This is a genomic window from Pyrococcus yayanosii CH1, assembly GCF_000215995.1.
Classification (GTDB): Archaea; Methanobacteriota_B; Thermococci; order Thermococcales; family Thermococcaceae; genus Pyrococcus; species Pyrococcus yayanosii.
In genome coordinates, this window is record NC_015680.1 from 243,373 (window position 1) to 263,789 (window position 20,417).

The following is a 20,417-nucleotide window of genomic DNA, read 5'->3' on the forward strand; positions in this document are numbered from 1 at the left end:
CGGGAAGATTTCTCCCCGTGGATAAATAAACTTTGCCCGCCCTCAGAAACTTTTAAAAAGGGGAGTCAAGGAGAAAGGGAAAGAAACCTTTCTGGGGGGTGTTTGGGAATGAGGGAGATAGTTGAGAAGGTGAAGACTAAGACGAGGATTCCAGTCTACGAGAGGAGCGTTGAAAACGTTCTCTCGGCGGTTCTCGCGAGCGACGACATATGGCGCATCGTCGATCTCAGTGAGGAGCCGCTTCCACTCGTCGTGGCCATTCTCGAGACCCTCAACGAGCTTGGCTACGTAAGCTTTGAGGATGGCGTCAAGCTGACGGAGAGAGGATTATCCTTCTTGGAGGAGATGGGGATAGGAAAGAGGGTTGACTACACCTGCACCCACTGTGCAGGTAAGACCGTTGACCTAAACCCATTCTCCGACCTGCTCGAGCAGTTCAAGGAGATAACCAAGGACAGGCCCCAGCCAAAGCACGAATTTGACCAGGCCTACGTCACTCCCGAGACTACTATTGCGAGGGTTGTGTTAATGCACATCCGTGGCGACCTCGAGAACAAGGAGGTGTTCGTCCTTGGCGACGACGATTTAACGAGCATCGCCCTGATGCTGAGCGGTCTCCCGAAGAGGATAGCCGTCCTCGACATTGACGAGAGGCTCACGAAGTTCATAGAGAGAGTCGCCGACGAGATAGGCTACAACGACATCGATATATTCACCTTTGACCTCAGGAAGCCTCTCCCAGACTACGCGCTCCATAAGTTCGACACCTTCATCACCGACCCGCCGGAGACCATAGAAGCTATCAGGGCATTCGTCGGCAGGGGAATCGCCACGCTCAAGGGGCCAAGGTGCGCCGGATACTTTGGGATAACCAGGAGGGAGAGCTCCCTTGACAAGTGGCGCGAGATACAGAGGCTCCTCATCAACGAGTTCAATGTCGTGATAACCGATGTAATCAGGAACTTCAACGAGTACGTCAATTGGGGCTACGCCGAAGAGACGAGGGCCTGGAGGCTCATCCCGATAAAGAGTCTGCCGAAGCACAACTGGTATAAGAGTTATATGTTCAGAATAGAGACCCTTGAGGGTTCCAGAGGCTTCGAGGATGAGATAACGGTCGGGAGCGAGCTCTACAACGACGAGGAGGCTTCCACCACCTGACACATTTTTAGGCAATCGCCGAAATGTTTATATCTTTCTTTGCGGATTTGGGAACATGCTGGAAAAGGAGAAGGAGACCCTAGCGAAGAGGATAGCTGGGGAGATAGTCCTATCGTCCGATCCTGGCAAGACGATGCGGAAGTGGAGAGAAATATTCGGCATTAGCCAGACGGAGCTCGCTGAATACCTCGGTGTCTCCTCTTCCGTCATTAGCGATTACGAAGGTGGTCGTAGAAAAAGCCCCGGCGCCTCCACCATAAGGAAGTTCGTGGAAGCCCTTCTCGAGATAGACGAGAGGCGTGGAGGAAACGTCATAAAGGCCTTCAGCCGGACCCTCGGAAGCGACTTCCCCACGAGCGCAATACTAGACATAAGGGAGTTTGCTATACCCGTCACGGTTAGAGACGTTGTAGAAGCCGTTAAGGGGGAAATAGTGGCCAACGCCGATCTAGTGGATAGGAGGATATATGGCTACACAGTCGTGGACAGCATCCAGGCTATCCTGGAGATGTCCGCGGACGAGTTCCTGAAGCTTTACGGATGGACGACTGAGAGGGCTCTCGTCTTCACGAAGGTGACGACGGGGAGAAGCCCTATGATAGCCGTGAGAGTTCAGGGATTGAAGCCCGCTATGGTTGTTCTCCACGGTGTTAAGAACCTCGACGGGCTCGCCGTCAAGATAGCTGAGAAGGAGAGGGTCCCCCTCGTCGTTTCTAGGGCGGAGAATGAGGGGGAGCTTATAGCGAGGCTCAGGAGGCTGGCGGGTAGCGTTGAGGAGCGGGTGATTAGGTAACCAGCCTCTCCCGCCTCCAGATTCCTTCCTCCGCAAGGCGGGTGAGTCTGTCCCTTATGTGCCTAAGGACATCGCTCAGCGTTCTTTCGTTGTCGTACTCCTTCACGATTTTCTCAAGCTCCTTCCTGTCATAGTCTCTCATCTCCCTCGCCAGCTCAATCATCCGTGGATATGCTCTCACGATATTGTCCACTATTGTTACGTGAGCCATCCTCGCGGAGCGCGAGAGAGGGTTTAAATCGACGGTTATCACGAACTTGCCCATTCTTACGAGGGCTTCCGTCCTGTCGCCGTCCTCGAGCGGGACGAGGACCACGTCGGCCTTCCAGATTCCGTTTTCATCCACCTTTCCACGCTCGCTCTCGAGACCGGGGATCTTCTTTGTTGGGTTCAGGCCAAGCACCTCCCCCGCCCCGTGCTCCTTAAGGAGTGCCGCTATCTTCCTAACCCTCTCCTCCGTCCTGTAGAAGAGGTTTACCTCCAGCTTTGCGTTCACGGCCTTGGCAAGCTCGACGGTTTCCCGGGGGACTAAGGCAGCCACGTTGCCATTAACAGAGATAACGGGATACTCCGCGAGGAGGAGCTTGGCTACCGCAACTTTCATCGCCCTCTCTGCCGGTTCGATGGTTCTCTCGCCGATGAGGTAATCGAAAGCCTCACCGCGTCCATGGGCTATGAGACCGGCCTTTGCAGTTATTCCCTCCTCCATGCTCTCGATTATTTTTTCCCTGTAGAGCAGGCTCCAGTATCGGGGATGGCTCTTAGGTATCCTTACCATTACCACTCCCTCCTTCTGCTTCCAAGGAAAAAGCCTCGGAAGGCGGTGTCCATGAACTCGCTTCCGAGAAACTCGTTCAGGAATTCCCTTGTCTCCTTCTCATCGAGCCACTCAATATGGTCGGGAACTCCCTCCTCGAAGAGGTATAGAAGCTCATTATCCTTCCTCGCGACGGTGAGGGTGTAAACCTTCACACCCAATCCCCTTGCCTTCTTCACCTCCCTGCAGACGAGGGTCGTGAACTTCCCCAGCGGGGCGACTGCCACAAGGTACTCTGCCTCCCTAATCCTGTGGCTGACGTCGCGGAGGCCGTAGTCGGAGGGGACTATGACGTTGGTCGAGCCGAGCTTTTCCTCGATTATCTCCAAGATGGCCTTTTCAGTTTTCGTATGGTAGAGAATTGTGGGCTCACTTAAATAGACAAGAGGGCCTTTTCTCCGCTGCTTGCGTCGGAGGAACTTGAACATGCGACCACCTCAGGTGGGGAATTAACTTCCTCATCGACCCCGCATCGGCTGGGATGACACTCATCATCGGCCAAGGAAGGTTAGGGTCAACGATTTAAAAGGGTTGTCATGCCCGGGATAAAAGCTCCTTAAGCTTCAGGAAGTCCCTTTTGAGCTCCTCCCTGAGCTGGGGCTTGTAAAGGGCGACTGCAGGATGGTAGACGGGCATTATGTAAACCCGGCCGAAGAGCGTGCTGGCTTCATAAACTTTACCGTGAACGCGGCTTATCGGCTCCGGCTCGAAGCCGAACTTTCTGAGGATGTAGCTCATGGAGTACCTCCCCAGGGGAACTATGACACGGGGGCGTATGATGTCTATCTGCATGTCAAGGTAGGGGGAGCAGGCCCTTATTTCCTCCTCTCTGGGGTCGCGGTTGTTGGGCGGCCTGCACTTGACGATGTTTGTAATGTAAACGTCCTCCCTCCTCAGCCCAATCATGGATAGGAGCTCGTCGAGGACCTTTCCAGCCTTTCCCACGAAGGGCAAGCCTTTCTGGTCCTCCCAGTAGCCCGGCGCTTCTCCAACGAACATCACCTTGGCATCGTAGCTTCCAGAGCCGGGAACAGCGTTCGTCCGCAGGTTGCCAAGAAGGCACTTCTTGCAAGTCTGGATCCTTTCCTCTAACCTCTTCATTAGCTCCTCCTTGGAGGACAAGGGGCTCACCTACTCCCTGTTAGCGTCTTCTGGCTCAGGTATGCCTGTAAGAGCTCGACCCACGCTGTATAGTATCCCCTCTCGTAGTCGTCCCTGAACTCCTGGGTCTTTATATCCTCAAAGCGCTTTAGTAGCTTTCTGATTTCGTCAGGATTAGGCTCGTTAATCAGCTTCACGATGAGAGCATCGGAATCACCGTCTTTGAGGGCGCTCATGAAGCCATTTATGGCCTTTGAATAGCCTCTGCCCCACTCGTCGTCCCCTACTACCTTCTGGAGCTTATCCAAATGTGCCTTTGCCTTGTCAAAGTCCCTCCTCAAGAGAGCCCTGAGAAACATCTCCATCCTCATCTCTCTGGCCGGCATGCTTCTCCCCCTACTTCTTGAGCTTCTCAACGAGCTCCGCCTTCATCGGGAGACTTTCGAAAGTCTTTCGGTCCTTGACCTTGAGAAGGATGGGCACGTCGTCGAAGAGCCTTAGGACCTTTCCGAAGGGTATTTTGCCTTCGCCGGGCAGGAGGTGAAGATCTCCGACGCCGTAGGCGAGGGCGTCCTCGGGTTCGACCTGGGGGAACATCTTTCCGAAGTTGTCGTGCACCATGAGGAGTATTGTCTTCTCAACCCCGAGCTTCACGTCCTCGAGGAGCTTGTTCTCGTCCCCTTGGGCACTGAGAAAGGCGTGGGCTACATCGAGGGCAAAGCCGACGTTCTCTCTGTTCACGTTGTCAATAACATAGAGGGTGTCCTTGACGCTAAAGGTGTTCTCGAGGGCTATCCTTATGTCAAACTTGGAGGCTATGTCGGCGAGGCTCTGGATGGCCTCTATTTCCAAATCAAGCCTGCCCGTCTTTCCACTTTGCATGACTATTATCTTGGCCCCAAGCTTTATGGCGACGTCAAGGGTGGCCTTTGCGACCTTAAAGTGCCTCGAATAGTACACGCTGTCCCTGAGGTTCACCGAGACGGGCATCCTCACGATATAGTCAATTCCAACCCCTCTCAGGGCCGTCTCTATGTCCCCTAAATGGTTCTCGACGACGGTTCCGTTCTTTATGAGACCGAGCGCATGGGGGAATATCTGGACGAAGTCGTAATCCTTTATCTTGACTTCGGCTAGGATTGAGGGCAAGCTCTTCGTTCCGCTTATGAAGTGAGGATAAATACTGACTCCAACCTTCATAGTCGGATACCTCCGGGTTTGCCTTGAACTTCCCTCGGGCGAAAGATTTAAAAGTCTTCCGCGGGTGAGGTATTCCGGGCAGTGCCGGGGTAGCTTAGCCTGGTCAAAGCGCCCGGCTCATAGGGCTACTCCCCCGGGAGGGGGAGCCTGAGAAACCGGGAGATCCGGGGTTCGAAGCCCCGCCCCGGCACCATCTATTCTCACCAACGAGTTTTTAAGTTGGAACGTCTAAAGGAAGAGGGGATGACGATGCACCTAATAGAGTTCCCGCGAGAAGTTCTTCTAGGTGAGAACTTGAAAAGCGAGGTTAAGAACGTTGCGAGACGATTGAATCTCGGGGAACGTGTTCTCGTTCTTTATGGACCCAAGACGAAGGAGATAGCGGGGAAGGAAGTTGAGCTGGACCTTAAGGATGCATTTGACGTTCATTCCCTCACGGTCTGGGGGCCCTACATGAAAGAAGTCGAGAAGGTCGAGAAGAAAATCTTAGACCTTGCAATCGAATGGGTTGTGGCGGTTGGCGGCGGGAGCATAATAGATGTTGCGAAGCTCGCGTCATTCAGGGCGAACGTTCCCTTCGTAAGCTTCCCAACCACCGCCTCCCATGACGGTATAGCGAGTGCCAACGCCTCTATAAAGGATCTGGGGGCTAAAACATCGGTCAAGGCTAGGCCCCCCATAGCGGTCATAGCCGACGTTAGGGTCATAAAGACGGCCCCCCACCGCTACCTCGCGGCCGGGGTTGGGGACGTGATAAGCAACATAACCGCGGTTAGGGACTGGAAACTGGCCCACAAGATAAAGGGGGAATACTTCAGCGAGTACGCGGCTGCCCTCAGTCTCATGAGCGCAAAGATGGTCATGAAAAACGCCGACGTGATTAGGTTGGGCAATGAGGACGCCGTGAGGAAGGTCGTTAAGGCCCTGATATCGAGCGGGGTTGCCATGAGCATAGCGGGCTCGTCCAGGCCGGCTAGCGGTGCCGAGCACCTTTTTAGTCATGCCCTCGACATGCTTGCATCGAAGCCTGCTCTTCATGGTGAGCAGACGGGCGTCGGGACGATAATCATGGCATACCTCCATGGCATCAACTGGAGAAAGATAAGGGAGGCCCTTAAACGGGTTGGCGCGCCGACGAATGCTTACGAGCTTGGTATAGACCCAGAGATAATCGTAGAGGCCCTGACGATTGCTCACACCATAAGGCCAGAGCGCTACACAATCCTTGGCAGGGACGGGCTCACGAAGGAGGCCGCGAGGAGGGCCGCTGAAATAACCGGGGTAATATGAGGGGGAGGTGTTGGAGATGGTAATCACGCTGGTTGGGGAAAAGCTCGCCAAACCTGGTCTCGAGTTCATATATTATGGACCGGCCGAGCCCTGTAAGACTTGCAGGCTGGCAAGGGTCTGCACAGGCAATTTGGAGCCGGGAAGGAGGTACAAGATAGTTAGGGTCAGGAACATAGAGCATCCCTGTCCGCTCCACGAGGGGAAGGTTAGAGTTGTGGAAGTTGTTGAGCCCGCCATAGAGGTTGCAGTGGAGCCGAGGCTCGCTATAGTTGGTAGTAAGATCAAGCTCAGCTTCGTGGACTGTGATGACCCCGAGAAGGCCGAGCTGGTAAGGCCAGAGGGTCTCTTCGAGGGCGATACCGTGAAGATACTGGACATTGTCGGCGAGTTCGAGTGCAGGGGGAGGACTTACAAAATAGTGAAGGTGATGCGAGAAGGCTGAATCACATTCTCTCCGGGGCCTCGATGCCCATCAACCAGAGGACGTTCCTGAGGACCTGCTTCACGGCCATCACGAGCAGCAGCCTGGCTTCCCTAACTCCTTTCTCAGCCCTGAGCACCGGATGATCCATGTAGAATTTGTTGAACAGCGACGCCAGCTCGTTTGCATACCAGGCCAGCAGGTGTGGCCTGACGTCTTTTCCCGCCGTCTCAACGACCTCTGGGAACTTCGCGAGAAGCATCAGTAGCTCCCTTTCCTTCTCAGTTAGCTTCGAGAAGTCGGCCCTCTGAAGAAGAGATTCCCACTCGATGTTCAAGCCACCCTCCTCGGCTTTCCTCAGTATTGAGGCGCAGCGTGCGTGGGCGTACTGGACGTAGGGCGCGCTCTCTCCCTCGAAGTTGAGAGCATCTTCCCACCGGAAGGTTATCACCTTGTCAGGGCTGTACTTGAGGAGGTTGAACCTTATCGCACCGACACCGACCTTCTCAGCTATCTCCCACTTCTCCTCCTCACTCAGGTTCGGGTTCTTTTCCTCGACGAGCTCCCTCGCCCTTTTCACGGCTTCATCGAGCACCTCGTCAACGGTGAAGCCAACCCAGGTTCCCTTCCTACCGCTGAACTTGCCCTCCGGCCTGACAACGTGCTCGTAAGCGAGGTGATGGAAGTTCTCCGCACTCTCCTCAAATCCAAGGAGCTGGAGGGCGTACTTTATTGCCATCTGAGGGTGCCTTTGCTCTGCTCCGATGACGTTTATGACCACGTCGGCCCTTCCGAATCTGCCGGGCATCTCCTTTCCATCTGGAGCAGTTGTCCAAGTCTTCCCGTCCCAAGGCTTGTAGAGCATATCCGCCTTAACCTTGCCAAACTTCCAGAGGTGGTAGGCTATGTCCTTGCCAGTATACGTCGCCGTTCCATCGCTCCTGACGAGGACGAGGAAGGGGTTCTTCATGTCCGGGAAGAGCTTCCTCAGGTCCATGACGAAGGCCCCTTTATACTTCCCCTCCTCGGGCGTGTAGAAGTTCTCGTTCCCCTGGAGCATTTCCATGGCCTCTTCGAATATGCCACTCCTCATTATGTCGCTCTCCCAGCTGAGGAGGTCATACTCGATGCCAAGCCTCCTCGTGGTCTCCAGTTGGGCCCTGACGACCTCCTCGGCGAGCTTTCTGCCCTCCTCATTCCCCTCCTCAAGCTGCTTCATTAGGGCCCTTATCTGCCCCTCAAGCTCAGGGTTCTCCTCAAGTCTCCTGTTCACCTCGACGTAAAGGAGGCCCAGGGCATGGTCTATCGGGTTTTTCTTGAGCCCTTTCTCCTTAAGCTCAGCCATTATACGCTCGAACTCCTCCCTGAGGTTGAGGTAGCCCCAGTAAACTTGGGCGAACTGAACGCCGAGGTCATCTATGTAGTTTTGCACCTCGACCTCGTAGCCGAGGAAGCGCATTATCCTAGCCATCGTGTCGCCGAGGACTGCATTCCTCGCGTGCCCCATATGGAGGGGCTTCGTCGGGTTCACGGACGTGTGTTCGACGATGACCTTCCTTCCTCTCCCGACTATTCCTTCGCCGTAGCGGTCGCCCTTCGTTAGGATTTCACGTATTAGGGCCCTCGCGAAGGCTCCGTAGTCTATGAAGAAGTTGATGTAGCCGTTGACAGCTCTTACCTCCCTTATGCCCTCCGGAAGCCTGTCACGAAGCCTTTCGGCGAGCTCTTCAGCTATGAGCTTCGGGGCCTTTCTGAGAACCCTCGCGAGCTGGAAGGCCACCGCGGTTCCGAAGTCGCCCATCTCAGGGCTCGGCGTGTCCGCGAACTCGATTCTTCCCTCCCATCCTGGGGCGAGCTCCCTAACGACGTCCGCAACGGCCTTTCCGACTTCCCCCTTTAACCTCTCGAGCATGCTTCTCACCTCACCTTATCTTGAACCTGAGCAGCGCCGCTATCCCTCCGAGGGCCCTCAGCTTATCTCCACCCTCGTGCTCGCCGCTAACGACGACGACGTTCGCTCTGAGGTTTCTCGCGGTCTCCATGAGCTCTTCAACCTTGGCCCTCATATCACCCTTAAGTAGCTCGTCGAGGACAAGGAGCGTCTCGACCGCACCGTAGTTGACGGCCTCCTCAACCTCCCTCAATCCATAGGCGACGGGACCGTTCTTCGCTATCTCCTCTATGACTCTCTCGACGAGCCTTACCTCCTTCGCAACACGGTTCTCTCTATAAACCTTGTCCACGGTTCCTCTCTTTATGACCTCGTAAACCCCGGTCCTCCCGCCGGTGCTCACGTCATCAAGTACTATCCTCTTGGCGAGCTCCGAGTAGTTCTCCCTCAAGAAGGCCGCGAAGTTCTCCTTTGTGAAGCCGGGCCCGGCCACTATGGCCCTTTCGACGTTCTCCCTTTCCATTATCTCCAGCATTGTCTTTGCCAGGTCGTGGAAGAACTTCATCTCCTCGTCCTCCCTCTTCGAGTTATACCTTTTCCCGCTGAGGTTATGCCTAACGGTGGCCATAAAGTCAAGGCCGTACTCCCTCATGACCGCTATTTCTGCCTCCCCGTCCTCGAGGGCCACTATCATCATCCTCGCCCTCTTCGAGGCCTCCACGGCCTCCCTGAGTCTCTCGATGTGATGGGCCTTCCACATCTCCTTCTGAACCGTTATCACGGTGCCGGGCTCTATGGCTATTGTATGGTAGCGGCCAAGGGGGACGTCATCGCGGCTCGCATAAACTATCGGACCCGTTACGCGGAGCTGGTTTACGAAGCGGTGAAGGTTTATCTTCTCAGCCCTAACCCCGAGGAATACGGGCACGGCCTCTACTTTCTCGGGTCTTAGGGAGTCACTTCGCTGGCTCTGCTTCCTGAGCGTCTTTGCGTAAACTACATCGCCCTCGTCTATGATGTGGTAGAGGTGCCAGAGGTCGTCAAGGGTCTCGACCTTGAGCTTGACCTTGCCCTCCTTCGGGTTCTCCTCGAGGATTTCCATGGCCTCACCTCCATCCGAATTCCGAGAGGAACTTCCTCTTCAGTCTTCTTATGGTCCCCGATACGCCGAGCGTCCTCACGATAAGCCTCGTCCCGTTGAACTCCGTGATCAGGGCGAGGGCGAAGCGAATCCTCTCAACATGGTTTCTATCGCACCTCACTATTCCTGTCTGGCTCTCTTCGTCGAAGTCTATGAACCAGGGCTTTGCCTCCGCAGTTCCCAGCTCGCCGAGAACCCTGAGGGATGCCTCCCAGATGAGCCTCTTCACATCATTCCTTTTCAGGGGCCTCTCTCCTATTATCTGGAAGGCTATGTAGCGGTGCTTGTCCCTGAGGGTCGGCGGGAGCGTCTTTGGCTTTTCCCTCATGGTAGTCCCTTGGAGGGGGCGTATTAAAGGGTTTGGGTCAATCCAGAAGTTCCATCCCACTGGCCCAAATCTTTATATACCTTTCGGTATCCGTAGTTATATTGACTTGCATCCGCCGGCGGGGGTGTTGGGGTGAATAAGCAGAGGGTTTGTCCCGTTTGTGGTTGGACGGAATTCATATATGATCCCGAGAGGGGGGAAATCGTCTGTGCAAAGTGCGGCTACGTTGTCGAGGAGAACATAATCGACATGGGACCTGAATGGAGGGCCTTTGACGCTTCTCAGAGGGAGAGAAGGTCTAGGACAGGAGCTCCTGAGAGTATTCTTCTTCATGATAAGGGTCTCTCCACGGACATAGGCATAGATCGCTCTCTCACGGGTTTGATGAGGGAGAAGATGTATAGGCTTAGGAGGTGGCAGTCTCGTTTGAGGGTTAGTGATGCTGCGGAGCGTAATCTTGCTTTTGCTCTTAGTGAGCTTGATAGGATTACGGCCCAGCTTAAGCTTCCGAAGCATGTTGAGGAGGAGGCGGCTAGGCTTTATAGGGAGGCTGTTAGGAGGGGGCTTATTAGGGGCCGCTCAATTGAGAGTGTTATTGCAGCTTGCGTTTACGCCGCCTGCAGGCTCCTAAAAGTCCCAAGAACCCTCGACGAAATCAGCGACATCTCAAGAGTTGATAAGAAGGAAATTGGGAGAAGTTATCGCTTCATAGCCCGCAATTTAAACCTCACACCCAAGAAATTATTCGTGAAACCCACGGATTACGTGAACAAGTTTGCCGATGAACTAGGCTTGAGTGAAAAGGTTAGAAGAAAAGCCGTGGAAATTTTGGAAGAAGCTTATAGGAAGGGATTGACAAGCGGGAAAAGCCCCGCTGGTTTAGTAGCAGCAGCCCTCTACATCGCCTCCCTCCTCGAAGGAGAAAAAAGAACCCAAAGAGAGGTTGCTGAGGTCGCTCGCGTTACCGAGGTAACCGTTAGGAACCGCTACAAGGAGCTTGTGGAAAAGCTGGGAATAAAGGTTCCGATAGCCTAACTCTTCACTTTTTCCCAAACCAGCTTTCCAAGGTGACCTGTTTTCCGGCCTTTACTGCTGTCTTCAGTCTCTCGATGCCGTTCTTGACGCGCTCTTCACTGAAGTCGTGCTCGTCGCAGAGGAATTTCAGTATGCCCTCCTCGTCAGGCTCCTTCCATTTGAGCTCATAGTTGTCCGTGACGGGCGGGTTCAGGAAGAACTCCTTTATGGCGTAAAGGTCGACGTCGCTGACCTTCTGCCACTTCGCCAACGGATCCTTGGAGTGCCTGACTATCTCAAGGGCCTTTTTTGGGCCAATCCCCTTAACGCCGCCGGGATTGTAATCGGTACCCACGAGGATAGCCAGCTCTATGAGCTTCTCCCTGTCTATCTTCAGGGCTTTGAGGACCTCCTCAAGCACTATGAGCTCCGGCTTTACGTCCACGTAAACGTCCTTCCCGGGAAGCTTCCTTTTCCCCGTAATCGTTAGGTTTCTTACGAGCCTCGGGGCACCGAAGAGAAGGGAGTCGTAGTCTTGGCTGGCGGAAGCATAAACAGCTCCCTTGGCAGCTATGTAGGCAGCTTGGGCCTCTCCCTCGCTTGGAGCTTGGATAACAGGTATTCCCATGAGCTCGAGGAGCTTCTTGGCATCCTCCACAAGAGCCTCGTTAACCCTAGTAGCCCTCTGGGCGTACTTCCTAGCCTCTTCAATGTTCCCCCGCTCTAGGGCTTCACGCCACCTTTCCTCAGCTTCCTCCCTTGCCTCTCTTCTCTTTTCAAGCTCCTTTTTCTTGAAGGCAGGCGGCTTCCCATCGAAGACGTAGGCAGGCTTTATTCCCGCCTCCATGAGGTTTATCGTCCTGTAGAAGAGCCCGCTCAGATGGGATGTTATCCGCCCCTTAGAGTCCATGAGGGGCGTTCCGTCCCTTTGCCTTATGGTGGAGAGAAACTGATAGATGGCGTTGAGAGCGTCAATCGCGACCTTCTTCCCATATAGGTTCTCAAGCTCTATCTCCTTCCTCGGCAGGAGCTCACCTATGGGAACTCCCATCTCAATCACCTCAGCCTACCGGTGTGCTCATCACTTATCAGATGAGGGGAAGGCTCATCATCCCCTACCTTTCCATAGACCCATCCCAGGGCGAACACGAGGGCGGCGAGTCCGAAGAGCAGATAGGGTCCGAGCTCCCTGAAGTCCGTCGTTATAACGAGCTTTCGAACGATGGCCATCATACCCAGCTCGGCAACCCTTCTCATGCTGACGTGGTGCTCCTTAAGGTAAAGGGACAGGAGTTCGTAGACCTCGACGAATATTATGACGAGCATAAAGTCGTCAAGGATGGCGTTAAGATTTTCTCCCGAGATTATGGCGAAGAACATCCTGTATATAGCCATGCCTATCAAGGCCATTGTAGCCAGCTCGAGCATAACAACAATTACATCGAAAGCCGGGTCTAGGAGCCGGAACAGAGATCCTCTCTTCATCATCCGATGTTTGGAAAGGTTCCGTTAATAAGCTTTTGGAAAAGAAAAGAAGGTTATGCCTTAGCGTAGAGCCAGCAGGCAACGTAATGGTCCTTCTCGGCCTCAACAATCGTTGGCTCCTTTCCATCGCATAGGCCAGCCTTGGCGAAAGGACAGCGGGGATGGAAGCGGCATCCTTTCGGCGGATTAATGGGGCTTGGAGGCTCACCTTTTATCGGTTGTCTCTTTGCCTTCATTTCCCTCGCTATGTCCGGATCGGGGACTGGTATGGCGGACAGGAGCATCTGCGTGTATGGGTGCAATGGATTCTCGAATATCCTGTCTGAGGGTCCAACCTCGACGAGCTTGCCAAGATACATGACGCCTATGCGGTCGCTCATGTATTTGACGACACCGAGGTCGTGGGATATGAAGAGGTAAGTGAAGCCGTGCTTTTCCTGAAGCTCCTTGAGGGTGTTGAGGATATTAGCTTGTACGGATACGTCGAGAGCGGAGGTGGGCTCATCGAGTACTATGAACTCAGGCTTGAGTGCCAGAATCCTTGCAAGGGCTATTCTCTGCCTCTGCCCACCTGAGAACTCGTGAGGGTAGCGGTAAAGATGCATTTCGTTCAGGCCGACACTCTTCAACAACCCTACCACGAATTCCTCGGGGTCATCCACCTCTATGCCGTGGAACCGGACTGGCTCCATGATTATCTGGAAAACCGTCTGCCTCGGGTTGAGCGATGAGTACGGGTCTTGGAACATAATCTGGGCCTTTCTGCGGAACCATTTCATTTCCTCGCCCTTGAGCTTGGTAACCTCCTTTCCCATGAAGATTATCTTACCATCCGTGGGCTCTATGAGCCTGAGTATGGTCCTCCCCGTCGTTGTCTTGCCACATCCGCTCTCCCCGACTAAACCAAAGGTTTCGCCCCTATCTATCTCGAAGCTCACGCCGTCAACGGCCTTCACCCAGCCGATCGTCCTGATGAGGCCCCTGACAGGGAAGTACTTCTTGAGGTTCTCAACCTTGAGCACGGGTTCTCCCATGGTTAATCACCTCAGTAGAGATGGCAGGCCACAAAGTGTCCGGGCTCCATCTCCTTCAGCTCGGGAACCTTTTCCTTGCATATGGACATGACCCGGGGACACCTGGGGTGGAAGCGGCATCCGCTGGGTGGATTGATGAGGTTTGGCACGGTTCCTGGTATTGCTTCCAGTTTCTCTATCTTCGTCATTGGGTTGGGGACGGCCCTGAGGAGGCCCTGTGTGTAGGGGTGAAGTGGATTCTTGAATATCTGATCCACTGAACCAATCTCTACGATTTTACCGGCGTACATAACTGCGACCCTGTCAGCAATTTCGGCGACGACGCCGAGGTTGTGGGTTATAAGGATGACGGTCGCCTTGTACATCTCCTTCATCCTCTCCAGCAGGTCGAGTATCTGGGCCTGGACGGTAACGTCTAGGGCAGTGGTGGGCTCGTCAGCTATGAGTATGCGGGGGTTATTGGCAACACCAATTCCTATGACGACACGCTGCTTCATTCCACCGGAGAGCTCGTGGGGATAGTTCTTCACTCTCCTCTCCGGATCGGGTATGAGGACAGACCTGAGGATTTCAATTGCCCTCTTTATTCCTTCCTTTATGTCCTTAACCTTGCCGTGAACCCCCATGGCCTCGGCTATTTGATAGCCGACGGTATAGAGGGGGTCAAGAGAGGCGTGCGGGTCCTGGAAGATGTAGGCTATCTCGTTGCCCCTTATCTGCCTGATCTCTTCCTCTTTGAGCTTGAGGAGGTCGACTACGCTTCCATCTTCCTTGTGGTAGAGGACCTGACCACTAACTATCCTGCCGGGGCTCTCTATGAGCTGGGTTAGGGCCCTCGACGTTACGCTCTTACCGCAACCAGTCTCCCCGACGAGGGCAAACGTTTCTCCCCTGTAAACGTCGAAGGATACCTTCTCTATCGCTTTAACAATGCCCGCGTAGGTATAGAAGTGAACGGTAAGGTCACGAACTTGGAGTATTGGCTCAGGCACCCTCCTCACCCTCCTTCTTCTTAACCTTGAACTCTATGCTCCTTCTCGTCTTAGGATCAAGGATGTCCCTAAGGCCGTCACCAAGGAGGTTCCAGCCGAGGGCCGTCAGGAGAACCACAAGGCCAGGGTAGAACACGAGCCACCAGCACCTTGGGAAGTACTGAGCACCGTCGTACACTATCCTTCCCCAGTCGGCTATCGGTGGAGTTGCACCGAGACCGAGAAAACTCAGGCCGGCTTCCATGAGGACGACGCCGCCGAAGTCGAGGGTTATGTACACCAAGATGGGTCCGATGATGTTGGGAAGGATGTGTCTCAGCATTATGGTCCTCGATGGGAGCCCTATGGCCCTTGCCGCCTCAACGTAAAGCTTCTCCCTCTCCGTGAGAGTTGAACCTCTTGTTATTCTGGCGTAGCCTGGCCACCAGACTATTATCATGGCAACTATAACTGCCAGTAACCTTCCAATGTTGCCGGCCTCTCTCTGGTCGAGAGCGAAGAGTGCCAGTATAAAGTCCTGTAGGGCCGGGTGGGCCGATATGAATCCCTGTATCCTGTCAGGAAGCACCGCCGAGAAGGCTATGGCCAAGATGAGTGCTGGGAACGCGAGGAACATGTCCGTGATACGCATTATCAGCTCGTCTATCTTTCCTCCATAGTACCCGGCTATCAGACCAAGGATTATGCCGAGAGGAACACCGAGGGCTATGACGATTATCGATATCACGAAGCTCGTCCTCGCACCCTGCAGTATTAGGCTGAGCAGGTCCCTGCCGTAGTGGTCAGAACCGAGCGGGTAGTAGACCACTGTATTGTTATAAAACTCCAGTGTGGCCCTGCTACCGGGCGGGACGAGATATACCTGGTCGTAATTGGCAGTATAGAGGGTCGGAAAGAAGTTGTACTTCCAGGGGGCGAGGTAGGGGCCAAAGATACCGAGGAAGATGAATATCAATACGAGGAATAGGCCTATCAGGGCGGGAGGGGAGCGATTGAGGGCGTAGAGCATTAGGCGCCATTCTTCCAACTTTGAGCGATTCTTCTCTATCCACCCTTTCTTGAAAAGGCTTATGAACTTTCCGAGACCATAGACAAGTTTATCCGCAAGCTTGTCAAGTATCGTCTTCTTGTATTCCTCCTGCATGGGAATCACCTCAGTACCTAACTCTCGGGTCGATTATCGCGTAGAGGATGTCCACTATCAGGTTGGTCGTTACGTAGATTATCGCGTAGATGAATGTCACGGCGATGACCACTGGAAAGTCAAGGTTCTGAATTGCCTGGACCGCATATCTACCCATTCCCGGTAATGAAAAGACGGTCTCGGTGATGGGAGTTCCGCCGAGCAGGCCTCCGAACTGAAGACCAAGAACCGTGACTATGGGAACGAGGGCGTTCTTGAGGGCATGCCTGTATACCCTCATCTTTGGAACTCCTTTGGCTTTTAGGAACTGTACGAAGTCAGAGCTAAGGGCTTCGAGGAAGCTGTTTCTGACAAACCTTGCAACGACACCCATGCCAAGGAAGCCAAGGGTAAAGCCTGGCAGCCAGAACCTTGCGAGGTGTTGCTTGAAGAGTGCGAAGTCTCCGGTCAGGAGGGCGTCTATCATGGGAACGTGGGTTATTTGAGTTGCGGGAGTGGGTGGGACGCCCGCCAGGGTAGTGACCCTAAGCTTCACGAAGAATACGTATATCATCAAGTATCCGAGCCAAAAAGCTGGGGTCGAGACGCCAAGGAGGGCGAATATTCTAACAAGGGTATCAACCCAGGAGTTCCTCTTTAGGGCGGATATAAGGCCGAGCGGGATTCCTATTATGAGCATGAAGGTGAACGCTATTATAGCCAGTTGCAACGTTACGGGGAACCTGCGGGAGATGTCCGTCATAACGGGGTTAGATGTTCTGGGGTCAATTATCGAGTTCGTCAGCAGGCCCTTCATGAGGAAGATGTACTGGTCGTACCAAGGCTTGTCGAGGTGGTACTCTCTGATTATTCTTTCGATGGCCTCCTGGGAGGCCTTCTCACCGCCAGCCCATGCTCTGGCCGGGTCTGCTGGTATCTTGTAGGCTATTAGAAACACTATGAGCGTTACTCCAATTATCGTCGGTATGAAAGTCAGCATCCTCCTTATCAGGAACTTTTTCAGGTTCGCCATCCCTGACCCTCCATGAAGATTGTTACACGTAAACTGACATCGAATTTAGGGGCAAAATCAAAAAGAAAAGAAACATCATCCGGAAACTTCGATGTTGACCTCCTTGAACTTTGTGGCTCCGTAGAGGAATGGTCCAACCCAGTTGTCGGAGTCGAGGTAGTCGGGCACCCATCCCACGACATATACGTCATAGTCACCGTGCGAAGTCTTCTGGAGGTACACTGGCCACTCGTAGCTCTCCACAGTAACCTGGAATCCGAGCTGGCTCCAGATGTTCTGGAGTAGTGTCATTATTTTCTCACGCTGGGAGTTGCCGGCGTTGTAGTAGAGCTTGATGGAGTACTTGCTCGGGTCAATGCCAGCCTCCTGGAGAAGCTGCTTGGCCTTCGCGAGGTTGTAGTCGTACTTGATTATGCCGTACTCGGTATAGCCGGGCCAAGGCTTGGGTATTGGACCCCAGTTCCTCTCGAGGAGGCCATTGTATACGACGTTGGCTATCTGGTCATACGGGATTGCGTAGGCGAGGGCTTGCCTGACCTTGACGTTGTTGAAGGGCTCCCTCTGGGTGTTGAAGACTATGAACGTCAGGATGGGCTGGAGGAGCTCCGTCTGGACGACGACCTTATAGTTGCCAAGGGTCTTGCCCTTGACATCCTCAATCTTTTCCGTTGGCAGGGCGACGATGTCAACGGTGCCAGTCAGGAAGAGGTTAACCCTCGAGACAGCGTCGTCGTTGATGATGTAGATGACCCTCTTGTGACCGGGATTTGCGGTGGCGTTCCAGTAGTACGGGTTGTATTCAAGCACGATGTAGCTGTTCTCCTGGTAGTCCTTGACGTAGAACGGCCCAGTGCCAACGGGCTGCCTGTGCATGAGCTGGTGAGTGGCGTCGTCGGCTCCCTCCTTGACGTAGTCAGCCCAGGCATCGGGGTTCTTACCGTAGTTACTGGCCTTGAGGGCTTCCTCGTACTTGTCGCCAAGGAGGTACTCCATCGGCACGACGCTGAGGAACGGATCGGCCACTATGTTCAGTATGGCGGCGTACGGGTGCGGCAGGACGAGCTTGAAGACTCCAGCTGTTTTGCCGCTGTATCCGAAGAACTGGAGGAGCTCGTCAAGGGACCTTATCTCCTTGGTCTTGCCATTGTACTCGGCAATGAGCGGGTGGTCCTTGAGGTAGTTGTTGAACTCCTCTTCGGTGAGGGCCTGAGAAGCGGAGACATCCATGAACTCGGCTACCATCCAGCTGACGGAGTGGCCGAGCCTCTGGACGCGCCAGAAGGTGAAGAGCACGTCAACAGCGTCGATCGGGTAAGTCTTCTCGTTCCATGGGTCGTAGGCGACGACGCCTCCCCTGATGACGAAGTACCATTCGGTGCCCTCCTTGTTGTGAGCCCACGCTACCGCTAGGTCGGGGGTGACGTGCTCAGTTTCCTCCTTCCAGTAGGTAACAAGGGTGTCGCCTATCTCGTGCCATATCTCCCATCCGAAGGTCTCATAGGTCCATGCCGGGTCAAAGCTCTCGGGCCATCCGATGGTGCCTATGACGAGGGTTTCGGCATCGTTCTTGTAGCTCCCAATACCAGTGTCAACCGAAGGGGCGTTTGGATCCTCCCAGAGGAGGTCGTAGCGCTCGGGTAGGGTTGGGTGGTAGTAGCGCCCCTTGACCCAGTCCCAATAGACACGGAGCTGCCTGTTCTGGCCGAGGATGACCTCGGGCACGTAGTAGTTGCCGAGAATGTAGAGTGCCTTGAACAGCTCGGTCCTTATCTCGGGCTGGGTCTCTCTCCTAGCGGCTATAACGAGAGCGTCCACGTGAGTTTCCCTGAAGAAGGCGGGATTAATAGCACCGAATCCCTGGCCCTGCTCCATCAGGGTCTTGACGTCGGGCGTGTTGGCTTCGTCTACAACATATGTGACCCTTATGACCTTCTTACCGCTCGGTATTGAGACAGTTGGCTCCTCTCCCTTCGGACCTACTACCACTATAGCGGTACCCGTGTCAATCACGGCAACTTTATCAAGCTCAAGGATGGCCTGAGTTACGCCTTGAGGCTGAGTCTCGGTGGGCCCCGTCTGGGTGGGGCGTGGTGCTGTTGTGGTGGTACCAGTTTCACCGCCTCCAATACAACCGCTGGCAATTGTTCCGAAAATCAAAACGCTTACTAGCAGAAGGGAAAAGATGGTCCTTTTCATACCGCCATCACCTCGGGATTCCTGCAGAAGTATGTTGAAATGCCTGAGCTAATAAATTTTTCGACCTTAGGCATGCCCTTACACCAGATTGAGAGAATTGTCGATCATTCATCTGAGCATGTGTAATGCCAATATGGAAAAATATAACAAAAAGTTCCGACAAAGATGGACAGTGTACGATTTTACATCCTATCCGAGGCCTTCTCTGACCAAACTGGTACATCACTGTCTGTGATTATCTACGAATGGTGCAGGGTCTGGCTCGATGACCGTTCCAGAGTGCTTGCCCTTGATGACGTCGAAGAGCCTCAGAGCATCTTCCCTACCCACGATGTACGTCCTTATTCCGCTCCTCTGGATGACCTTGGCGGCCAAAAGGTCGACCACGGTGCTCTCCCCTGCCTTTCCTTCCGCCCTTGCGACAATCTCAACTAGCTCTGAAGCCCTCATTTTGGGTATCTTTTTGGCTTCTGGGTTCTTTTTGGGGTCGCTGTCGTAAACTCCTTCAACGTTTGTCACTATGACAAAAAGGTCCGCGTTTAAGAACTCGGCCAGGAGAGCCGCGACGGCGTCCGTGGTGTGACCGGGATGCGTACCTCCCATGACGGGTATCTTCTTGAGCTGAATTATTCTCCAAGCCTCCCTGAAGTCCTCAACGACCTTGGGATAGGCCCTCTCCCTTAGGGCTGCTATCAGCAGAAGGGCGTTTGCTCTGGTAACGAGAATTCCTAGATAGTCCTTGAAGGTCTCGTTCGCGCCGAGCTTGCCAGCGGCCATAATGTACTTCCGGGCCGTTCTTCCGCCTCCGACGACGACGGCTACCTCGTGCTCCTCACTTACCTTCGTGAGCTCATAAGCCACTCTGCTTATGAAGTCCACGTCCGGCTCATCTGGAACGAGAACTGACCCCCCAATATCGAACACCACCCTCATCGAACCACCGAGAAGGAGTCAAGAAGAGGATTATTAAGGATTGAGGTGGCGCCGGGGCGGGGATTTGAACCCCGGTGGGCGAACGCCCACGGGCTCTCCAGGCCCGCGCCTTCCCTGGCTAGGCTACCCCGGCGCATAAAAGTGTTCAGGAGATAAGCTCAATTTCGATTGTGACATCTTCAGGAACGCGGATGCGCATAATCTGGCGCATAGCCCTCTCATCGGCCTCGATGTCAATAAGCCTCTTGTGGATGCGGAGCTCCCAGCGGTCGAACGTGGCACTTCCTTCTCCGTCAGGGCTCTTCCTGGTGGTGATCCTAATCCTCTTCGTCGGGAGCGGTATGGGGCCGCTCATCCTAACACCTGTCCTCTCGGCTATCTGCCTGATCTGGTTGGCGACCTCGTCGAGGGAGCGAACATTAGTGCTGGCAAGCTTGATCCTTGCCTTCTGCATTTCAGCCCCT

The 20,417-nt window shown here is 54.1% G+C and carries 21 protein-coding genes, 2 tRNA genes, 1 other RNA gene and 1 pseudogene; 6 read left to right on the plus strand and 19 right to left on the minus strand.

Annotated elements, in window-relative coordinates:
- The first annotated feature begins 108 nt into the window (after positions 1 to 108).
- Both bpsA and PYCH_RS01425 read left to right on the plus strand, forming a co-directional pair.
- Positions 109 to 1,161: a N(4)-bis(aminopropyl)spermidine synthase gene (bpsA, locus tag PYCH_RS01420; RefSeq protein WP_013905053.1), complete on the plus strand. Its 1,053-nt coding sequence runs from the start codon at positions 109 to 111 to the stop codon at positions 1,159 to 1,161.
- Positions 1,162 to 1,216: 55 nt separating this feature from the next.
- Positions 1,217 to 1,954 carry a helix-turn-helix domain-containing protein gene (locus PYCH_RS01425; RefSeq protein WP_013905054.1) on the plus strand — a complete coding sequence of 246 codons (738 nt, stop codon included), beginning with the start codon at positions 1,217 to 1,219 and terminating at the stop codon, positions 1,952 to 1,954.
- Here PYCH_RS01425 and PYCH_RS01430 read toward each other — a convergent pair.
- The 5 genes from PYCH_RS01430 to PYCH_RS01450 all read right to left on the minus strand — a co-directional run bounded on the left by PYCH_RS01430 (position 1,947) and on the right by PYCH_RS01450 (position 5,072).
- Positions 1,947 to 2,732, minus strand: a complete 786-nt coding sequence (locus tag PYCH_RS01430; RefSeq protein ID WP_013905055.1) for a 4-phosphopantoate--beta-alanine ligase — start codon at positions 2,730 to 2,732, stop codon at positions 1,947 to 1,949. The two genes, PYCH_RS01425 and PYCH_RS01430, sit on opposite strands and share 8 nt — an antisense overlap.
- Complete coding sequence (locus PYCH_RS01435; RefSeq protein WP_013905056.1) at positions 2,732 to 3,199, minus strand: hypothetical protein; 468 nt, start codon at positions 3,197 to 3,199, stop codon at positions 2,732 to 2,734. Before PYCH_RS01435 ends, PYCH_RS01430 begins: the two co-directional genes overlap by 1 nt.
- 106 nt (positions 3,200 to 3,305) lie before the next feature.
- Positions 3,306 to 3,872, minus strand: coding sequence for a type-4 uracil-DNA glycosylase (gene udg, locus PYCH_RS01440; protein ID WP_048058338.1), 567 nt, complete (start codon positions 3,870 to 3,872; stop codon positions 3,306 to 3,308).
- A gap of 26 nt (positions 3,873 to 3,898) precedes the next feature.
- Complete coding sequence (locus PYCH_RS01445; RefSeq protein ID WP_013905058.1) at positions 3,899 to 4,258, minus strand: hypothetical protein; 360 nt, start codon at positions 4,256 to 4,258, stop codon at positions 3,899 to 3,901.
- 10 nt (positions 4,259 to 4,268) lie between these two features.
- The gene (locus PYCH_RS01450) at positions 4,269 to 5,072 is read right to left on the minus strand and encodes a sugar phosphate isomerase/epimerase family protein (RefSeq protein WP_013905059.1); all 804 of its coding nucleotides are present in this window, start codon (positions 5,070 to 5,072) and stop codon (positions 4,269 to 4,271) included.
- A gap of 83 nt (positions 5,073 to 5,155) precedes the next feature.
- Here PYCH_RS01450 and PYCH_RS01455 point away from each other — a divergent pair.
- The 3 genes from PYCH_RS01455 (at position 5,156) to PYCH_RS01465 (ending at position 6,804) form a co-directional block, all read left to right on the plus strand.
- Positions 5,156 to 5,265 (plus strand) — tRNA-Met (locus tag PYCH_RS01455).
- Positions 5,266 to 5,321: 56 nt separating this feature from the next.
- Positions 5,322 to 6,362: an NAD(P)-dependent glycerol-1-phosphate dehydrogenase gene (locus PYCH_RS01460; RefSeq protein ID WP_013905060.1), complete on the plus strand. Its 1,041-nt coding sequence runs from the start codon at positions 5,322 to 5,324 to the stop codon at positions 6,360 to 6,362.
- Positions 6,363 to 6,378: 16 nt separating this feature from the next.
- Positions 6,379 to 6,804 carry a UPF0179 family protein gene (locus tag PYCH_RS01465; RefSeq protein ID WP_013905061.1) on the plus strand — a complete coding sequence of 142 codons (426 nt, stop codon included), beginning with the start codon at positions 6,379 to 6,381 and terminating at the stop codon, positions 6,802 to 6,804.
- A gap of 1 nt (position 6,805) precedes the next feature.
- Here PYCH_RS01465 and PYCH_RS01470 read toward each other — a convergent pair whose 3' ends face one another.
- From PYCH_RS01470 to PYCH_RS01480, 3 genes are read right to left on the minus strand one after another with little or no spacing between them, the layout of a single operon-like run.
- A complete protein-coding gene (locus PYCH_RS01470; protein ID WP_013905062.1) occupies positions 6,806 to 8,695 on the minus strand; it encodes an arginine--tRNA ligase in 1,890 nt (629 codons plus the stop codon).
- Positions 8,696 to 8,705: 10 nt separating this feature from the next.
- Complete coding sequence (locus tag PYCH_RS01475; RefSeq protein ID WP_013905063.1) at positions 8,706 to 9,776, minus strand: mRNA surveillance protein pelota; 1,071 nt, start codon at positions 9,774 to 9,776, stop codon at positions 8,706 to 8,708.
- 4 nt (positions 9,777 to 9,780) lie between these two features.
- Positions 9,781 to 10,143 carry a ribonuclease P protein component 2 gene (locus tag PYCH_RS01480; protein ID WP_013905064.1) on the minus strand — a complete coding sequence of 121 codons (363 nt, stop codon included), beginning with the start codon at positions 10,141 to 10,143 and terminating at the stop codon, positions 9,781 to 9,783.
- Positions 10,144 to 10,275: 132 nt separating this feature from the next.
- Between PYCH_RS01480 and PYCH_RS01485 the strand changes: the two genes are divergently transcribed.
- Positions 10,276 to 11,178: a transcription initiation factor IIB gene (locus PYCH_RS01485; RefSeq protein ID WP_013905065.1), complete on the plus strand. Its 903-nt coding sequence runs from the start codon at positions 10,276 to 10,278 to the stop codon at positions 11,176 to 11,178.
- 4 nt (positions 11,179 to 11,182) lie between these two features.
- Here PYCH_RS01485 and fen read toward each other — a convergent pair whose 3' ends face one another.
- From fen to rpsJ, 11 genes and pseudogenes are all read right to left on the minus strand, one after another.
- Complete coding sequence (gene fen / locus PYCH_RS01490) at positions 11,183 to 12,208, minus strand: flap endonuclease-1 (protein WP_013905066.1); 1,026 nt, start codon at positions 12,206 to 12,208, stop codon at positions 11,183 to 11,185.
- A 7-nt stretch (positions 12,209 to 12,215) separates the two neighbouring features.
- Positions 12,216 to 12,273: C/D box small nucleolar RNA (locus tag PYCH_RS09545), an RNA gene on the minus strand.
- A 69-nt stretch (positions 12,274 to 12,342) separates the two neighbouring features.
- Positions 12,343 to 12,645: pseudogene (locus PYCH_RS10290) on the minus strand (phosphate-starvation-inducible PsiE family protein); the annotation flags it as partial.
- A gap of 50 nt (positions 12,646 to 12,695) precedes the next feature.
- On the minus strand, positions 12,696 to 13,676 hold the full coding sequence (locus PYCH_RS01500) for an ABC transporter ATP-binding protein (protein ID WP_013905068.1): 981 nt from the start codon (positions 13,674 to 13,676) through the stop codon (positions 12,696 to 12,698).
- 11 nt (positions 13,677 to 13,687) lie between these two features.
- Complete coding sequence (locus tag PYCH_RS01505; protein ID WP_048058146.1) at positions 13,688 to 14,668, minus strand: ABC transporter ATP-binding protein; 981 nt, start codon at positions 14,666 to 14,668, stop codon at positions 13,688 to 13,690.
- Positions 14,661 to 15,812, minus strand: coding sequence for an ABC transporter permease (locus tag PYCH_RS01510; RefSeq protein ID WP_013905070.1), 1,152 nt, complete (start codon positions 15,810 to 15,812; stop codon positions 14,661 to 14,663). The genes PYCH_RS01505 and PYCH_RS01510 overlap by 8 nt, the downstream gene beginning before the upstream one ends.
- Positions 15,813 to 15,822: 10 nt before the next feature.
- The gene (locus PYCH_RS01515) at positions 15,823 to 16,824 is read right to left on the minus strand and encodes an ABC transporter permease (RefSeq protein WP_013905071.1); all 1,002 of its coding nucleotides are present in this window, start codon (positions 16,822 to 16,824) and stop codon (positions 15,823 to 15,825) included.
- 75 nt (positions 16,825 to 16,899) lie between these two features.
- Positions 16,900 to 19,020, minus strand: coding sequence for an ABC transporter substrate-binding protein (locus tag PYCH_RS01520; protein WP_013905072.1), 2,121 nt, complete (start codon positions 19,018 to 19,020; stop codon positions 16,900 to 16,902).
- Between the two features lie 222 nt (positions 19,021 to 19,242).
- A complete protein-coding gene (gene pyrH, locus PYCH_RS01525; protein WP_013905073.1) occupies positions 19,243 to 19,953 on the minus strand; it encodes a UMP kinase in 711 nt (236 codons plus the stop codon).
- A 46-nt stretch (positions 19,954 to 19,999) separates the two neighbouring features.
- Positions 20,000 to 20,086 (minus strand) — tRNA-Ser (locus PYCH_RS01530).
- A 12-nt stretch (positions 20,087 to 20,098) separates the two neighbouring features.
- On the minus strand, positions 20,099 to 20,407 hold the full coding sequence (gene rpsJ, locus PYCH_RS01535; RefSeq protein ID WP_013905074.1) for a 30S ribosomal protein S10: 309 nt from the start codon (positions 20,405 to 20,407) through the stop codon (positions 20,099 to 20,101).
- Positions 20,408 to 20,417: the final 10 nt, after the last annotated feature.

What these genes read in the sequence shown, in the direction of transcription:
- bpsA (WP_013905053.1), top strand. Translation starts at nt 109, where the DNA reads ATGAGGGAGATAGTTGAGAAGGTGAAGACTAAGACGAGGATTCCAGTC.
- PYCH_RS01425 (WP_013905054.1), top strand. Translation starts at nt 1,217, where the DNA reads ATGCTGGAAAAGGAGAAGGAGACCCTAGCGAAGAGGATAGCTGGGGAG.
- PYCH_RS01430 (WP_013905055.1), bottom strand. Translation starts at nt 2,732, where the DNA reads ATGGTAAGGATACCTAAGAGCCATCCCCGATACTGGAGCCTGCTCTAC.
- PYCH_RS01435 (WP_013905056.1), bottom strand. Translation starts at nt 3,199, where the DNA reads ATGTTCAAGTTCCTCCGACGCAAGCAGCGGAGAAAAGGCCCTCTTGTC.
- udg (WP_048058338.1), bottom strand. Translation starts at nt 3,872, where the DNA reads ATGAAGAGGTTAGAGGAAAGGATCCAGACTTGCAAGAAGTGCCTTCTT.
- PYCH_RS01445 (WP_013905058.1), bottom strand. Translation starts at nt 4,258, where the DNA reads ATGCCGGCCAGAGAGATGAGGATGGAGATGTTTCTCAGGGCTCTCTTG.
- PYCH_RS01450 (WP_013905059.1), bottom strand. Translation starts at nt 5,072, where the DNA reads ATGAAGGTTGGAGTCAGTATTTATCCTCACTTCATAAGCGGAACGAAG.
- PYCH_RS01460 (WP_013905060.1), top strand. Translation starts at nt 5,322, where the DNA reads ATGCACCTAATAGAGTTCCCGCGAGAAGTTCTTCTAGGTGAGAACTTG.
- PYCH_RS01465 (WP_013905061.1), top strand. Translation starts at nt 6,379, where the DNA reads ATGGTAATCACGCTGGTTGGGGAAAAGCTCGCCAAACCTGGTCTCGAG.
- PYCH_RS01470 (WP_013905062.1), bottom strand. Translation starts at nt 8,695, where the DNA reads ATGCTCGAGAGGTTAAAGGGGGAAGTCGGAAAGGCCGTTGCGGACGTC.
- PYCH_RS01475 (WP_013905063.1), bottom strand. Translation starts at nt 9,776, where the DNA reads ATGGAAATCCTCGAGGAGAACCCGAAGGAGGGCAAGGTCAAGCTCAAG.
- PYCH_RS01480 (WP_013905064.1), bottom strand. Translation starts at nt 10,143, where the DNA reads ATGAGGGAAAAGCCAAAGACGCTCCCGCCGACCCTCAGGGACAAGCAC.
- fen (WP_013905066.1), bottom strand. Translation starts at nt 12,208, where the DNA reads ATGGGAGTTCCCATAGGTGAGCTCCTGCCGAGGAAGGAGATAGAGCTT.
- PYCH_RS01500 (WP_013905068.1), bottom strand. Translation starts at nt 13,676, where the DNA reads ATGGGAGAACCCGTGCTCAAGGTTGAGAACCTCAAGAAGTACTTCCCT.
- PYCH_RS01510 (WP_013905070.1), bottom strand. Translation starts at nt 15,812, where the DNA reads ATGCAGGAGGAATACAAGAAGACGATACTTGACAAGCTTGCGGATAAA.
- PYCH_RS01515 (WP_013905071.1), bottom strand. Translation starts at nt 16,824, where the DNA reads ATGGCGAACCTGAAAAAGTTCCTGATAAGGAGGATGCTGACTTTCATA.
- PYCH_RS01520 (WP_013905072.1), bottom strand. Translation starts at nt 19,020, where the DNA reads ATGAAAAGGACCATCTTTTCCCTTCTGCTAGTAAGCGTTTTGATTTTC.
- pyrH (WP_013905073.1), bottom strand. Translation starts at nt 19,953, where the DNA reads ATGAGGGTGGTGTTCGATATTGGGGGGTCAGTTCTCGTTCCAGATGAG.
- rpsJ (WP_013905074.1), bottom strand. Translation starts at nt 20,407, where the DNA reads ATGCAGAAGGCAAGGATCAAGCTTGCCAGCACTAATGTTCGCTCCCTC.